13 protein-coding genes are annotated in these 14,540 nt (G+C 55.7%); 3 read left to right on the top strand and 10 right to left on the bottom strand.

The features are described 5' to 3' along the window. Positions 1–37: 37 nt before the first annotated feature. Positions 38–583, bottom strand: coding sequence for a hypothetical protein (locus HMPREF3050_RS08210; protein WP_003768920.1), 546 nt, complete (start codon positions 581–583; stop codon positions 38–40). A gap of 334 nt (positions 584–917) precedes the next feature. Further along, on the bottom strand, positions 918–4,349 hold the full coding sequence (dnaE, locus tag HMPREF3050_RS08205) for a DNA polymerase III subunit alpha (protein WP_070774412.1): 3,432 nt from the start codon (positions 4,347–4,349) through the stop codon (positions 918–920). 12 nt (positions 4,350–4,361) lie between these two features. Here dnaE and HMPREF3050_RS08200 point away from each other — a divergent pair, with 12 nt between their 5' ends. Both HMPREF3050_RS08200 and HMPREF3050_RS08195 read left to right on the top strand, forming a co-directional pair. Further along, positions 4,362–4,532, top strand: a complete 171-nt coding sequence (locus tag HMPREF3050_RS08200) for a hypothetical protein (protein ID WP_168166263.1) — start codon at positions 4,362–4,364, stop codon at positions 4,530–4,532. Between the two features lie 155 nt (positions 4,533–4,687). Continuing rightward, the gene (locus HMPREF3050_RS08195) at positions 4,688–5,488 is read left to right on the top strand and encodes a factor H-binding protein (RefSeq protein WP_003768926.1); all 801 of its coding nucleotides are present in this window, start codon (positions 4,688–4,690) and stop codon (positions 5,486–5,488) included. A gap of 164 nt (positions 5,489–5,652) precedes the next feature. Here HMPREF3050_RS08195 and HMPREF3050_RS08190 read toward each other — a convergent pair whose 3' ends face one another. Next, on the bottom strand, positions 5,653–6,753 hold the full coding sequence (locus HMPREF3050_RS08190) for an anhydro-N-acetylmuramic acid kinase (protein ID WP_070774410.1): 1,101 nt from the start codon (positions 6,751–6,753) through the stop codon (positions 5,653–5,655). 159 nt (positions 6,754–6,912) lie between these two features. Between HMPREF3050_RS08190 and HMPREF3050_RS08185 the strand changes: the two genes are divergently transcribed. Then, the gene (locus HMPREF3050_RS08185; protein WP_003756523.1) at positions 6,913–8,487 is read left to right on the top strand and encodes an inorganic phosphate transporter; all 1,575 of its coding nucleotides are present in this window, start codon (positions 6,913–6,915) and stop codon (positions 8,485–8,487) included. Between the two features lie 196 nt (positions 8,488–8,683). On the opposite strand, the gene HMPREF3050_RS08180 is transcribed toward HMPREF3050_RS08185, so the two are convergent. From HMPREF3050_RS08180 to rfaE2, 7 genes are all read right to left on the bottom strand, one after another. Then, on the bottom strand, positions 8,684–9,520 hold the full coding sequence (locus tag HMPREF3050_RS08180; RefSeq protein WP_070774409.1) for a PHP domain-containing protein: 837 nt from the start codon (positions 9,518–9,520) through the stop codon (positions 8,684–8,686). Between the two features lie 277 nt (positions 9,521–9,797). Continuing rightward, positions 9,798–10,031, bottom strand: a complete 234-nt coding sequence (locus HMPREF3050_RS13605) for a hypothetical protein (RefSeq protein WP_094113366.1) — start codon at positions 10,029–10,031, stop codon at positions 9,798–9,800. Beyond that, complete coding sequence (locus tag HMPREF3050_RS08175) at positions 10,009–10,242, bottom strand: RNA-binding S4 domain-containing protein (RefSeq protein WP_070681464.1); 234 nt, start codon at positions 10,240–10,242, stop codon at positions 10,009–10,011. Before HMPREF3050_RS08175 ends, HMPREF3050_RS13605 begins: the two co-directional genes overlap by 23 nt. Positions 10,243–10,325: 83 nt before the next feature. Beyond that, a complete protein-coding gene (locus HMPREF3050_RS08170) occupies positions 10,326–10,823 on the bottom strand; it encodes an SEL1-like repeat protein (protein ID WP_003768930.1) in 498 nt (165 codons plus the stop codon). A gap of 172 nt (positions 10,824–10,995) precedes the next feature. Next, complete coding sequence (locus HMPREF3050_RS08165; RefSeq protein WP_070774408.1) at positions 10,996–11,883, bottom strand: cell division protein; 888 nt, start codon at positions 11,881–11,883, stop codon at positions 10,996–10,998. A 182-nt stretch (positions 11,884–12,065) separates the two neighbouring features. Beyond that, complete coding sequence (locus HMPREF3050_RS08160) at positions 12,066–13,865, bottom strand: bifunctional biotin--[acetyl-CoA-carboxylase] ligase/type III pantothenate kinase (RefSeq protein ID WP_070774407.1); 1,800 nt, start codon at positions 13,863–13,865, stop codon at positions 12,066–12,068. Continuing rightward, a complete protein-coding gene (gene rfaE2 / locus HMPREF3050_RS08155; RefSeq protein ID WP_141758425.1) occupies positions 13,862–14,368 on the bottom strand; it encodes a D-glycero-beta-D-manno-heptose 1-phosphate adenylyltransferase in 507 nt (168 codons plus the stop codon). The genes HMPREF3050_RS08160 and rfaE2 overlap by 4 nt, the downstream gene beginning before the upstream one ends. Positions 14,369–14,540 lie beyond the last annotated feature (172 nt).

Here is a 14,540-nt window from a genome sequence, read left to right as displayed (position 1 = left end):
TACTGGTTTAAAGTTAATCCACTATATTTGGGAATACTTAAAACCAATGTAGCAATCCGATAGCCATCAACACTGCCGTGATACACGCTAAGAGCGCGCAGATTTGCAGGGCTGTCGAGTTGGCTTTGGGGTAGCCCATCAGATTGGGCAGCGGGTTGGACGGCAATATCATGCCGTAGACGAATTGAAGCAGTCCGCCTGCGACCATAGGCAATGTAAATACCGGCAATATCAGGCTGATGGCGGCAAGTACGAGGCTGATTCTGAACATCCATATCGCCGGATAATGCCCCTTTCCGGCATCATTGCAGCGTTTTTCCAGCCAAGTGCTTTGATAGTGCAGCAGACCGTAAAGGGCGATGGCAAAGACATGCACTGCGCCGCCGACCTGCCGGTTGATGCCGCATTGACCCAAGCATGATTGGGTAATCCACAGCAATAGTGCGGACACTGCGCTGATGCCCAGCAAAATGGGCAGGTTTACTGCCGCAAAGCGCGTACGGCTGGCGCGGCGGTTGTCGAAGGGATCGGGCCTTTCGTCATACAGGATGAAGCCGTCGGGTTCTTCGGAGTATGTGTTCATGATATGGTGTGGTGAGTGATGATTTAGTTGTAATATATAGTGGATTAACTCTAAATCAGGACAAGGCGACGAAGCCGCAGACAGTACAGATAGTACGGAACCGATTCACTTGGTACTTCAGCACCTTAGAGAATCGTTCTCTTTGAGCTAAGGCGAGGCAAAAACGCCGTACTGGTTTAAAGTTAATCCACTATAGTGTTGTTTTGCGTTTTCAGACGACGTCTTTGAATGGTTTATCAAACGTCGTCTGAAAATAAAGGTACAGCTTTGTATTTTAATGGCGATGCAGTTTAAACAGCAGCTCTTCGTCGCTGTTTCAGACGACCCCTGCGCCTTACCAATTCACGCGCACCGCCCTGCTGCCGAGCAGTTTTTCCAGTTCGTCGAATAACGCAGAGCTGGGTGTCACCATCCATTTCGGCGGCACTTGAAACTTGCCCGACGCTTTGTCGTTGCTGTACGACAGTTGCAGCGGGATGTGCGACGTGTCGGGTAGGCGGTGGGCGGTTAGGATGGTAGCGAGGCGCTCGATGTCGTGGCCGGGGGCGAGGGCGAGGCTGAGGCTGCGGGCGTAACGTTCGCGCGCCATTTGCAGGGTCATGACTTGGTTGGCCATGATGCGTAGTCCGTCGCCGCCGTAGTCGTCGCGGCTGACTTTGGATTCGATAATCAGCACTTGGTCGGATTTGAGGTAGTCGGCACAGTTTTCCAGCGTCTGGCCGCTGACCATGATTTCAATCTGCCCGCTCAAATCTTCGAGGCTGACGAAGGCGATTTTGCCGCGTTTGCCCATCATGGTGCGCACGGCGGTAACGAATCCGGCGAGGCGCACACTGTCTTGCGGTTTCAGACGACCTAATTTGGTCGGGGCGATTTGGCGGACTTCTTGGGCATACGGGCCGAACGGGTGGCCGGACAGGTAAAAGCCGATGACGGTTTTTTCTTCGGCGAGTTTTTCCGATTCGCTCCACATGGGTGCGTCGATGAGCTGCACCGGTTCGATGGCGTCTTCCATCATGTCAAACAGCCCGCCCTGATTGGCGTTGGCAGCTTTTTGGTCGGCGTTGTTCATGGCGAGGTCGATGTTTGCCAAGAGCATGGCGCGGTTGGGTTCGATGCTGTCGAACGCGCCGCCGCGTATCAGGGCTTCGAGGGTGCGGCGGTTCATGTGTTCTTTGCCGACGCGCTCGCAGAAGTCCAACAGGCCGGTAAACTTGCCGCCGCTTTGCCGCGCGGCGATGATGGATTCGACGGCGGCTTCGCCCGTGCCTTTAATCGCGCCGAGCGCGTAGCGGATTTTCATGTTCGGATACGGTGTGAAGCGGTAGTCGGATTCGTTGATGTCGGGCGGCAGGAACTCGATGCCGTTGGCGCGGCAGTCGTCGTAGAAATGCTTGAGCTGGTCAGTGTTGTCCAATTCAGACGACATGGTCGCCGCCATAAATTCGGCGGGGTAATGGGCTTTGAGCCATGCGGTCTGGTAGGAAATCAGGGCGTAGGCGGCGGCGTGGGATTTGTTGAAACCGTAGCCGGCGAATTTTTCCATGTAGTTGAAGATTTCGTCGGATTTTTCGCGCGAAATGCCTTGTTTTGCCGCGCCTTCGGCGAAGATTTCGCGGTGTTTCACCATTTCTTCGGGCTTTTTCTTACCCATGGCGCGGCGCAGTAAGTCCGCACCGCCGAGCGAGTAGCCGCCGATAATCTGCGCCGCCTGCATCACTTGTTCCTGATACACCATAATCCCGTAAGTCGGCGCGAGGATGCCTTCGAGCAGCGGGTGGATGTATTGGAATTCCTGCCCCTTCATGCGCGCGACGAAGTCGGGAATGTTGTCCATCGGACCGGGGCGGTAGAGCGATACGAAGGCGATGAGTTCTTCAAACTTGGTGGTGTGCGCCGTTTTCAGCATTTTTTTCATGCCGGTCGATTCAAACTGGAATACGGCGGTAGTGTTCGCATCGCGGAAGATTTTGTAGGCGGCTTGGTCATCGAGCGGGATTTTGCCGACATCGACAATATCGCCGGTGGTGTTTTTGATGTTGTTCTGCGCCATTTCGATAATGGTCAGGTTGCGCAGGCCCAAAAAGTCGAACTTCACCAAACCCACGTCTTCCACGTCGCCCTTGTCGTACATGGATACGGGCGAGGCGGATTCGTCCGCCTGATACACGGGGCTGTAATCGGAAATCTTGCCCGGCGCAATCAACACGCCGCCCGCGTGCATACCCAAACCGCGCGTCAAATCTTCCAGCTTTTTCGCCAGCGTAATCAGTTCGTCCGCTTCTTCCGCTTCAATCAATTCCTGAATCTGCGGCTCCGCCTTCATGGCATCGTCCAAACCCAAAGGTTTGTTGGCTTCCAGCGGAATCAGCTTCGACAGTTTGTCGCACAGGGTAAACGGCAGCTCCAGCACACGCCCTACGTCGCGGATCACCGCTTTGGACGACATCGTGCCGAAGGTCACAATCTGGCTCACCGCCTGCGCACCGTATTTATCGCGCACATACTCAATCACGCGGCCGCGGTTGCTTTGGCAAAAGTCCACGTCGAAGTCGGGCATGGAGACGCGTTCGGGGTTTAGGAAACGTTCGAACAGCAGCGCATATTTCAGCGGATCAAGGTCGGTAATCTTCAGCGAATACGCCACCAGCGAACCCGCACCCGAACCGCGTCCCGGCCCCACCGGACAGCCGTGCGTTTTCGCCCAGTTGATAAAGTCTTGTACGATAAGGAAATAGCCGGGGAATTTCATCTGGATGATGATGTTCAACTCAAAATCCAGCCGCTCCTGATATTCCGGCATTTTCGCCGCCCGCTCCGCCTCGTCGGGATAAAGCTGAACCATGCGTTCCTGCAAACCCTCGTTGGACAGTTTCACCAAATAATCGTCCAGCGACAGGCCGTCGGGCGTCGGGAACAGGGGCAGGAAGTTTTTGCCCAGCGTGATATGGATATTGCAGCGTTTAGCAATTTCCACCGTGTTTTCCAAGGCTTCGGGCAAGTCGGCGAAACGCTCCAGCATCGTTTCCGGCGGAATGAAAAACTGGCTCGGCGTAAAATCGCGCGGACGTTTCTTGTCCGTCAGCACCCAGCCGCCCGCGATGCACACCCGTGCCTCGTGCGCGTTGAAGTCGTCGCGGCTCATAAACTGCGTCGGATGCGTCGCCACCACCGGCAAACCCAACTCCTCCGCCAGCTTCACGCTGCCCGAAACGCAAGCCTCCCATTCGGGACGTTCGGGCAGGCGTTGCAGCTCCAGATAAAACGCATCGGGGAACCACGCCGCATACTTCAACGCCGCCGCACGCGCCGCGTCTTCATTGCCGTTCAACAGATTCACGCCCACTTCGCCGTAATGCGCGCCGCTCAAACAAATCAAGCCGCTGTTGTCGCCGTTTTCCAGCCATTCGGGATTGAGTTCCGCATGATGGACATTGCGGTCTTTGCCGACATAAGCCGCCGTCAAAAGCTCGCTCAAGCGCAGATAGCCCGCATCGTTACGGATAATCAGCATGGCGCGGAACGGCTTGTCGGGCGCATTCGGATTGCCTATCCACACATCCGCCGCCCCGACAGGCTTAATTCCCGCGCTGCGGCAGGCTTTATAGAATTTCACCAAACCGAATTCGTTCATCAAATCGCTGATGCCCAAAGCAGGCAAACCGTATTCCCGCGCTTTGGCAATCAGTTTTTTAATCCGCACCATACCGTCGGTAATTGAGAACTCGGTATGCAGGCGCAGCGGGATGTAGGTCGGCTCGGTCATGGCAAAATCGGCGTGAACAATAAAAGGCGTATTGTAGCAGGGTTGGAAAAAGGTCGTCTGAAAAGGAGTGAAGCGAGTTTCGCTAAAACGAGTGAAGCGGGCTTTCAGACGACCTCAACGGTAGAGGCAGATGGCGGCAGCAGCATGGTGTCGGTTTGTTTGGCAATCAATGAAAATGTGTAACGGTTTCACAAAAATGAAAAGACGACGGTATAAACTGCAAAGGCTGGCAAAGCGGCGGAATAGGAATGATGAATATTGATTTAAATCATACGTCATTGAGGGCTGGTGCGATAATATGAATATGTTATCAAACAACTTCAAACGAAAGGAAAACCATGAAAGCCGTCCGCTTGGTTCTTGCCGCATCTTTGGTTTCTACGCTTGCCGCCTGCGGCAGCTCCTCTTCCGCGCTGTCCGATGCGATAGGCAAAGGCTTTGATCCTAAGGCTAAGGGCGTGAAATACATTACCGTTTTCGAGAGTGTTCCCGAAAACGGCACGATGCAGCTGAGTGCCAACAATAAGGTGCAAACGCTTAAAAAAGGCGACAATTTGGACACCGCCTTTCTGAAGCGCGACAAGATTTCCTATTATGATTACGTCGGCAAAATCAACGTCAACGGACAGGTCATCGATTTGGAACGCGGCGACTTTATGGTTTACAAACAAGACAATTCGGCTGTCGCTGCCAAATATATCAAGCAGAAGGCCGATCCTGCCGACGGCAACAAGCTGAAAGACTTGCAGGCGTATGAATTTAAAGTCGGCGAAGTGCAAGGTAAGGAAATTGCCTTTAAAGACCTGCCGCAACTGGGCCGCTATACCTACCGCGGTATCGCGTTTAACGGCGACGATAATAGCGGCCGCCTGACGTACACCATCGATTTTGAGAAAAAACAAGGTCAGGGCAAAATCAGCGGCATGGCACCTGATTACAATGTCGACTTGGCTGCCGCCAACATTGCCGCAGCAGGGGCGGGTTCGGCAATCAACGGACGCGCGACGCTCAACAATGAAGACAAAGGCAGCTACCGTTTGAACATTTTCGGCAGCAAAGCCGAAGAGATTGCCGGTAAGGCGCAAGTGAAAGTCGGCGATAAAGAGAAAGACATCGGACTTGCCGGTAAAAAAGAATAATTGAAAGAGACGTATCAAAAGGTCGTCTGAAAACGCGGTTCAACCAAGTTTCAAACTCGGGTTGCCGCTTTTCAGACGACCTTTTTTGATGGGACGGAGTTTGGACGTGGACGGATTGTCCGGCTATGGTAGCCAATATCGGACGGGTCGTCTGAAACCGGATATCAGGCGTAGTGGCCTGCGCCCAAGATGCAGGCTTTGGCTGCACCGGTCGCATGGTTCGGGCTGCTGGGCGTTCGGTTTATCCAGCACGTGGCGAGCCAGGCAAAAGCGGCGGCTTCGACCCATTGCGGATCAAGGTGGAGCGCTGCGGTGCTGTTCAATCCTACAGCGGGGGAGAACAGGTCCGCCAAATCCTGCATCAAAACCGGATTGCGGACGCCGCCGCCGCAGACATAGAGATTGCGCGTGTCGGGGGCGGCTGTATCGACAGCGTCGCGGATGGTTTGCGCGGTGTAGCGAACCAAGGTTCTTAAAACATCTTCGGGCTTTTCGCCGCCTTTCAGACGACCTTGAAGCCAGTTTAAGGAGAAAAGCTCCCTGCCCGTACTTTTGGGATGGGGTCGTCTGAAATAGGGGTGGTCGAGCAGGCGGTTCAGCAAATCAGGCAGGATAGCGCCTTGTGCGGCGCGTTGTCCGTCGCGGTCGTATGACTGCTGCCAGTTGTGCTGCATCCACGCGTCCATCAGCATATTGCCGGGACCGGTGTCGAAGCCGAACGCGGCTTGCTGCGGCGGTAAGACGCTGATGTTGGAGATGCCGCCGATATTGAGGACGACGCGGGTTTCCTGCGGATGCTGGAACAGGGCTTGATGGAAGGCGGGAACCAGCGGCGCGCCTTGCCCGCCCGAAGCCAAATCGCGGCTGCGGAAATCGCCGATGGTGAAAATGCCGGTCAGTTCCGCCAGCAGGGGCAAGTCGGCAAGCTGGATGCTGTAACCGTGTTCGGGGGCGTGGCGGACGGTTTGCCCGTGGCAGCCGATGGCGGTAACGGCTTCGGCGGGCAGGTTTTGTTCTGAGAGGAGGGTGTGGACGGTTTGCGCGTAAAGGCGGCTGAGGGTCTGGGACAGGATATTGCTGCGGTGCAATTCGTTGTCGCCGATATTTTGAAGGTTTAGAAGCTCTTGACGGAGGTCGTCTGAATACGGGGTAAAGGCATGAGCCAGCGCGCCCTGCCATTGATTGCCCTGCATACGGATAAGCACGGCATCTGCACCGTCCATGCTGGTGCCGGACATGATGCCGATATAAAGTTGGGTATTCATGGGTCGTGGTTCGGATTAGGCCGTAAAAAAACATTTTAACGCGGTTTTGCGATTTGTCAGGTATTTGGCGCGGCGAAGGTAAATAAATGTTTCAAGAAAGATTGCAAAAAGGTTACAATAGTCTGAAACACATCCGCAATTCTTAAGGAAGCTGATCCTATGGCTCAAACTCAGATGAGTGCCAACTTGAAGCTGATTAATGCTGTCTTTGCCGCTATGCTGGTGGGCATGGTCGGCTATTTTATTTACTGGGGCTTGGGCTATACCCATTACAACCATTCCATATTGTTCATTATTGCTACCATGTTCGGCGTTTTCATGGCGTTTAACGTGGGCGGCAACGATATCGCCAATTCCTTCGGTACCAGCGTCGGCTCCGGTACGCTGACGATTCCCCAGGCTTTGCTGATTGCGGCGGTGTTCGAGGTCAGCGGCGCAGTGATTGCGGGCGGCGAAGTGACCGATACCATACGCAAAGGCATTGTGGATTTGAACGGCATCGACCTTCAGCCCATGCAGTTTGTCTTTATCATGATGTCCGCGCTGCTTGCGGCGGCATTGTGGCTTCTGTTTGCCTCGCGCAAAGGCCTGCCCGTTTCCACTACCCACGCCATTATCGGCGGTATCGTCGGCAGTGCGGTCTGCATGGCGGTGATGAACAATATGAATGCGGGCGATCTGATTCAATGGAGCAAATTGGGCGAAATCGCCCTGTCTTGGGTTTTGTCCCCCATTTTGGGCGGTACGGTTTCCTATTTACTGTTTTCCAGAGTGAAGAAAAACGTTTTGGATTACAACGCTTGGGCGGAAGGCACGCTCAAGGGCATCAAACAAGAAAAAAAGGCTTACAAAGAACAGCACCGCCTGTTTTTTGAAGCCTTGAGCGAAAGCGAAAAAGTCGAATACGCCACCAAAATGGCGCACGACGCGCAAATCTACGACGAGCCGGATTTTGATCCCGCCGATCTGAAAAGCGACTACTACCGCGGCCTGTACGATTTGGACAACCGCAAAAACAACGTCGACTCCTATAAAGCCCTTCATTCTTGGGTTCCCTTTATCGCCTCTTTCGGCGGGATGATGATTGCCGCCATGCTGATTTTCAAAGGGTTGAACAACCTTCACTTAGGCATGAGCAACGTCAACAGCTTCCTGACCATCTTCATGATCGGCGCGGCAGTGTGGATGGGGACGTTCGTATTCGCCAAAAGCCTGAAGCGCAAAGATTTGGATAAATCCACCTTTCAAATGTTTTCATGGATGCAGGTATTTACCGCCTGCGGCTTCGCCTTCAGCCACGGCGCAAACGATATTGCCAACGCCATCGGCCCGTTTGCCGCCATCATGGACGCCTTGCGCACCAACAGCATTACTTCTCAAAACGCCGTTCCGCCGATTGCCATGCTGACATTCGGTATCGCCTTGATTGTCGGCTTGTGGTTTGTCGGTAAAGAAGTGATTAAAACCGTCGGCAGCAGCTTGGCGGAAATGCACCCCGCTTCGGGCTTTACCGCCGAACTTTCCGCCGCCGCCGTCGTGATGGCCGCCTCCTTTATGGGGCTGCCCGTATCCAGTACCCATATTTTGGTCGGCGCGGTACTCGGCATCGGTTTGGTCAACCGCAACGCCAACTGGAAGCTGATGAAACCCATCGGCTTGGCATGGGTCATTACCCTGCCTGCCGCCGCCATCCTGTCCGTGACCTGCTACCTGATTCTGCAAGCCCTGTTCTAATCGGATTGCTACACAAAAGGTCGTCTGAAAGCACTGTTCCCGCTTTCAGACGACCTTTTTTATGGCGAAATCAAGATAAAAGAGAGGCAAGATAAGTGTTCGACCGGTTTGGTTCGGAACGTAGGATGTTGCCGTCTCAGCGCCAAGAAGGATGATTTGAACGCAATTGCCGGATATTTTGTCGAAGCTTGTCGGTTCAAACCCTTTTGAAATGTTCCCAAACCGGTTTGCAGTTTTCCGGCAGCTCGGGACACGCGCCGAGGATGCCGCCGCTGAAGTCGTTTAAGCGGTGGAAATCGCTGCCCGCGCTGGCGAGCATGCCGAAGCGTTCTGCCAAAAGCGCGTAGTTGAGTCGGTCGTTTTTGCAGCAGTTGCCGCTGTGGACTTCGATGCCTACGCCGCCGAGGTTTTTGAATTCTTCAAACAGATTGCGCTTGGCGGTGGCGGACAAATCGTAGCGCATGGGGTGGGCGATGATAGCCATGCCGCCCGCGCCGTTGACGGCGGAGACGCAGTCTGCCAGTGTCGCCCACTCGTGTCGGATGGCGCAGGATTTGCCGTCACCCAAGTATTTGGTGAACGCCTGCTGCTTGTTTTTGACGTGTCCCGCTCGGATGAGGAACTCGGCGATGTGGGTGCGGCTGACCATTTCTTTGTTTGCCGCCAGCGCGAGCGCGCCGTCGTATGCGCCACCAATGCCTTTCTTTTCGAGCTTGGCGGCGATGGCTTCGAGGCGTTTCAGACGGCCTTGGCGTACTTGTGCCAACAGGTTTTGCAGGTTTTCATCTTGTTCGTCGAAATCCAAACCGACAACGTGTATGGTGCGCCCGCGCCAAGTTACGGAGATTTCCACGCCGTTGACGAAACGCAGTCCGAGCTTGTCGGCTTCGGCACGCGCTTCGGCGATGCCGCCGGTGTGGTCGTGGTCGGTCAACGCCAGCAGCGTGCAGCCGTTTTGATGCGCGAGGCGCACGACTTCGGCGGGGGAGAGCATACCGTCGGAAACGGTGGAATGGCAGTGCAGGTCTATCATGGGGCGTTATGTGTGTGGTGAACGGTGGGCGGGGTGTTTTAATATTGTCGGGCAGTGGCGACGGCGGTAATTTTAAAAACGGGTGTATGGCAAATTCAAAGGAAAAGTACCTATGCCGTCATTCCCGCGCAGGCGGGAATCCAGACTTTGATTTGTCAGAAATGTTTAAGGTTAACCGCTATTTCAAACTTCTGGATTCCCGCCTGCGCGGGAATGACGATATGAACGTTTTCAATTTTAATCTACTATAAAAGGCCGTCTGAAAACGCGGTTTCCATCAAGCCGAACCGTTTTCAGACGACCTTTCCGTTATCTTTGTCTCCGACCAACCCGCTTCTTTCAATTTCCGCCGTTGCGCGTCGTAGCGGGCTTTTTCCGTCCAATAAACCGTCTGGATGCAGACATCGCCACAGTCGCTGCCGCAGCATTCCCACGATTCGGGGCGGACGGGTTCGTCTAGAAGCGGCTCGCCCAAGAGGGCTTCGGCTTTATTCTTCAGGGTCGTATCCATCGGTGATTTCCAAGCGCGCGCCGTCAAACTCGATGACTTCGCCGCCGCGTATTTTGGCGGTTTTGCGGGTTTCGGTTTCGCCGTTGCGCAACACCAGCCCTTCGGCGATAAACGCTTTCGCCTGCCCGCCGCTTTCGGCAAGTCCGGCGAGCTTCAAGAGGTCGCATAAGGCGATGTATTCGTTGTCTTCGAGATAGACGGTGGCTTCCATGAATTTTCCTGTAATGGGTTCGGATGCGTGAAATTGTAGCATAGGTCGTCTGAAAGCCGTTTCAGACGACCGCGGCTTCTGTATCAGCGTTGCAATTCGCGTTGTAATGCCCTGCAAGCGGCATCGTTTTCGCCCATGCAGGAACGTTGCAGTGCCTCCAGCCGCTCTTGGCGTTTGGCTGCGCGGTCTTCCGCCGTTTGATTGCGCATTTCCTCTTCGGTTTCTTTGGCGTTGCGGCAGGCGTTTTCATAGCCGCCTTTGCAGGCTTTGCGGTAAAGTTCGAGGGCTTTTGGGTAGTCCATGCCCAAACCGCTGTATGGGTCTAAATAGAGGTTTGCCAATACGTTGCAGCCCTTCATGTTTTTGCCGTCGCAGGCTTTTTTCAGCGGCAGGTAGGCATCGGCGGGGCTTTCCAGATAGTCGCGGGTCCAAATGCCGAGTGTGACGCAACTGTCGAGCTGGTTGCGCGTGCATTGCGTGATCAGGTTTTGATAGGCTTCGTCGTCGTAGTCTTCGGCGTATGCTGCCGGCAGTAGTCCGAGCAGAAGGGCGAACAGTAGGGAGGTTTGGGCGGGTTTCATGGTTTTTCAAGAACCTTTGTTTGGATAAGGGTTTGTCGGCGGTTTCGCAGCGTGAAGGCGGGAGCGATATCAACGTTAACCTATTCGGTTTTCCAAACGAGATTTGACTGCCGCCTAATCTGTTGCATCTTTGCAAAAGGTCGTCTGAAAATGTTCAGACGACCTTTGGGTTTTATTTGCAGGTTTTCATATTCAGGCTGCCGTAGCGGCCGACGATGTTGCGGATTTCCTGTGCGTCTTTTTCATCGACCGACATGAAGATGACGGTCATGCGGGAGACGCTGAGGGTGCTGTCGGCGGCGTTGCCTTTGTCGTCTTGTTCGACGATGCGCGCGCCGCCGAAACCTGCTGCGGACAGGCGCGAGATGAGGACTTGTGCGGAGGAGCGGCTTTTCATGACGCCGAGGCTGATTTCGCCGTTGTGAAGCGTGCCGTTGAAGCCTTTGTTGCCGAGCGCTTCGAGGCGGTTCATGGCTTCGCTGTCGGCGGGCAGCACGACGCGGAAGGTTTTGGCGGCGTGGTCTTTCGATGCACCGCGTTTTTCTACGGTGCGGCTGGCGGCGTGCGGCCAGCGGGTCAGCAGGCCTTTGATGCGGTGGTAGTCGTCTTCGTCCAGGGTAACGCTGGCGTTAGACGTACATTGGCGGGCGGCGGCTGCGTTTTTGGCGGCAGGATTTTCGTTGGCGGCAGTAGCCGGATTGGTGTTTTCGGCGGCGGCTTTCTCTTTTTCGCGGCGGGCCTTTTCTTCACGTTCTTTTTTTTCTTTTTCGCGGCGCGCCTGTTCCTCTTCTTCTTTTTTCTTGCGTTCGGCTATGGCTTCTTCGGATTCGGGTTCGGGCAGGTCGGCTTGTGTTTCGTCGGTTTGCAGCCAGTCGGGTTGCGCGTTGTCGGCAGGCGCGGGGGCTTGCTGCGGGCGCAGGGATTCGGGTTGGGCGAGTTCGTGGGCGCCGCCTTCTACGGGCACGGCGTTGGGAGATTTGGCGTTGTTGAGGCGGTGCGTAATCATGCCGCCGAAGACGATGATGTTGAGTGCCACGAGGGCGGCGAAAAGCCATTTCATGAGTTGTTTTCCTTTTTTGTGTTCGGTTGCCGTTGCGGTGTGCGGGCGGTTTTGTGTTGTTATTGGTTGTGGCGGATCGGCATCAAAGCCAACCCGCTGAAGTTTGCTGCGTCTGAAGGTCGTCTGAAAAGCGGTGTTGCGTTTCAGACGACCTTTTTGAATCTGTACTACGGTATTGCTGCTTATTCGGGCAGTTTATCGGTCTGTTCCTGCTCTTGCGCGACCCAGTTCAATAAGCCGTAAATGACGAGATTATCTACAATTTTTACTGTATTGTCCAAAACAAACTGCTTGGGCAGGGCGTTGACGACTTTACTTGCGCCGCCGCCGGTGATGATGACGTCAACAGGTTTGCCTTCGCCCGTTTTTTGTTGCAGCCGCCCGTGCATCATGATGACGGCGCCGCAAACGGCATCCATCATGCCGCTGGTGATGGCGTTGGGCGTGGTGGTGGGGAAGGGGTACACTTTGCCGGCGGGGCGGTCGAGGTTGGCGGTTTTGGCGGCGAGGGCTTCTTTCATGAGGTGGAAGCCGGGCATGATGGTGCCGCCGAGGTAATGGTTGTCTTCGGTGAGCGCGTCGGTGGTCACGGCGGTGCCACAGCTGACGACGACGCAGGCGTTTTGGCTGAAGCGTCGGCTGCCCAAGGCGTTGAACCAGCGGTCGGAACCGTGTTCGGCGGGGTTGCGGTAGTGGTTGCGGATGCCGAGCGCCTGCTGCATGGAGGGCAGCCAGCGGACGGGCGCGGTCAGGTGGGCTTCGACCAGGGCTTTTTTGAGGTCACCGCACACGGCGCAACCGACGATACGGGTGCGGTCGTCTGAACGCGCTGCCCATTCTTCGCCGAGCCTGCTCAAGTCGCGGTACGGCGCGCGGGTGACTTCGTTGAACACGCCGTTTTCCACCCATGCCCATTTGAGCTGGCTGTTGCCGCCGTCGAGCAGGAGGAGGCGTTCGGGCGGGCGCGGCGCGGCGGCGCGGGGCGTGTCGTCGGGGCGCAGGCTGATTTCGCCGCTGACGACGGTTTGTTCGCCTGCGGCTGTCATCAAGTGCAACGCGCCTTGTGCATCGACGCTGAGGACGGTGCCTTCGTTTACGGTCTGCCCGTCGCGCAGGAGCAAGACGGGTCTGCCGTGGTCGCGGTGGGCGGTTTGGTATTCTTCGAGGAAGGGGGCGAACCCGTTTTGCGCGTATTGCGTCAGGACGGCATTGAGTTCGCCCAACAATTTGTCCAACAGCGTTGAAGCGGGAATGCAGTGTACGGAGGCGGTGCCGCGGGCAAGCTGCGCGTTGTGGAAAAGGGCCTGGACGGAAGCGGCGTTTTCGACTTCTTTGGGCAGGACGAAATTGATGCCTATGCCGATGACGGCGGCGGTTTTGCCCTCGTTGCGGACGGTTTCGATCAGGATACCGCCGAGTTTGTCCCTGCCGGCGACCAAATCGTTCGGCCACTTGATTTGTATGTCCAAACCCGATGCGGCTAAAGCGCGGCGGCAGGCGAGCGCGACGGCGGGGGCGAGCGAGCCGAGTTCGTGCTGCGGTTTGTCGAATACCCAGCCGAAGCTGAACATCAGGCATTCGCCCAGCCGGTGTGTCCACTTGCGTCCCTGCCGCCCGCGGCCTTTGGTTTGCAGATGCGCGACGCAGAGCGATTTATGGGCTTGTTCGGGCGAAGTGCGCGCCAGATTCAGGATTTCGTCGTTGCTGGACGTGCATTCATGTTTTAAGGTCGTCTGAAAACCGCGTTCCGCGCCCAAACGCTGCAAGGCTTCTTCGTCAAACAAGGCAAGCGGGCGCACGAGCCGCCATTGCCCGTCGTGCTGGCGCAGCAGTCCGCGGATGTGTGCGGGCATCTGTTGCCAAAAGCCGTTGAGCTGGTGCGGCTTCACGCCCGCGATACGCGCGAGATGGGAAACGTGTTGCGGCAGACCGTCGGCAAGTTCCGCCAAAACCCGACTGTGCGGCAGTTTCAGCGCGGTCATTTGCCGCCCTCGGCTGCGCGGATTTTTTCCAGCGTTTTCGTGGTGGAAGTCTGGTGCAGGAACGGAATGGAAAACACTTTGCCGCCGCGCGCCAGCGTTTCTTGCGCGCCGACGATTTTTTCGACCGGCCAGTCGCCGCCTTTAATCAGGATGTCGGGTTTGATTTGCTCGATCAACTCGGCGGGCGTGTCTTCGTCAAACCAAGTGACCAAGTCCACGCTTGCCAACGCAGCCGCTACCGCCGCGCGGTTTTCCAGCGGATTGACGGGACGGTCGTCCCCCTTGCCCAAACGGCGCACGGACGAATCCGTGTTCAAAGCCAGCACCAACGCCGCCCCCGCCGACCGAGCCTGCGCCAGATAGGTAACATGCCCCCTGTGCAGAATATCGAAACAGCCGTTGGTAAACACCAGCGGGCGGGGAAGCGTGTGCAGTCGCTGCGCCAATTCTTCGGGCGGACATATTTTGCGTTCGAAATCGGGGAGGGACCAGTCAGACATAATCGGGATTCCGTCAGGGATAAACAGACAGGCGGTATGATACCGAAGCGGGCGGAAAAGGTAAATTTGAGGGGAGGGGAAGGGGTCGTCTGAAAAGGCGGAATTCGACAAAATCGCCACTTTTGCGTAACAGGCTTGGTTTTATAGTCAATTAAAAACAAAATGGTACAATACT

The sequence above is a fragment of the Neisseria sp. HMSC065D04 genome (assembly GCF_001815675.1).
Taxonomy (GTDB): domain Bacteria; phylum Pseudomonadota; class Gammaproteobacteria; order Burkholderiales; family Neisseriaceae; genus Neisseria.
The sequence above is the reverse complement of the archived record's forward strand: the minus strand, read 5'-3'. Positions and strand labels throughout refer to the sequence as shown.

Bases quoted from the DNA above. Each gene is read 5' to 3' on its own strand.
- HMPREF3050_RS08210 (WP_003768920.1), bottom strand. From the start codon at position 583: ATGAACACATACTCCGAAGAACCCGACGGCTTCATCCTGTATGACGAA.
- dnaE (WP_070774412.1), bottom strand. From the start codon at position 4,349: ATGACCGAGCCGACCTACATCCCGCTGCGCCTGCATACCGAGTTCTCA.
- HMPREF3050_RS08195 (WP_003768926.1), top strand. From the start codon at position 4,688: ATGAAAGCCGTCCGCTTGGTTCTTGCCGCATCTTTGGTTTCTACGCTT.
- HMPREF3050_RS08190 (WP_070774410.1), bottom strand. From the start codon at position 6,753: ATGAATACCCAACTTTATATCGGCATCATGTCCGGCACCAGCATGGAC.
- HMPREF3050_RS08185 (WP_003756523.1), top strand. From the start codon at position 6,913: ATGGCTCAAACTCAGATGAGTGCCAACTTGAAGCTGATTAATGCTGTC.
- HMPREF3050_RS08180 (WP_070774409.1), bottom strand. From the start codon at position 9,520: ATGATAGACCTGCACTGCCATTCCACCGTTTCCGACGGTATGCTCTCC.
- HMPREF3050_RS13605 (WP_094113366.1), bottom strand. From the start codon at position 10,031: ATGGATACGACCCTGAAGAATAAAGCCGAAGCCCTCTTGGGCGAGCCG.
- HMPREF3050_RS08175 (WP_070681464.1), bottom strand. From the start codon at position 10,242: ATGGAAGCCACCGTCTATCTCGAAGACAACGAATACATCGCCTTATGC.
- HMPREF3050_RS08170 (WP_003768930.1), bottom strand. From the start codon at position 10,823: ATGAAACCCGCCCAAACCTCCCTACTGTTCGCCCTTCTGCTCGGACTA.
- HMPREF3050_RS08165 (WP_070774408.1), bottom strand. From the start codon at position 11,883: ATGAAATGGCTTTTCGCCGCCCTCGTGGCACTCAACATCATCGTCTTC.
- HMPREF3050_RS08160 (WP_070774407.1), bottom strand. From the start codon at position 13,865: ATGACCGCGCTGAAACTGCCGCACAGTCGGGTTTTGGCGGAACTTGCC.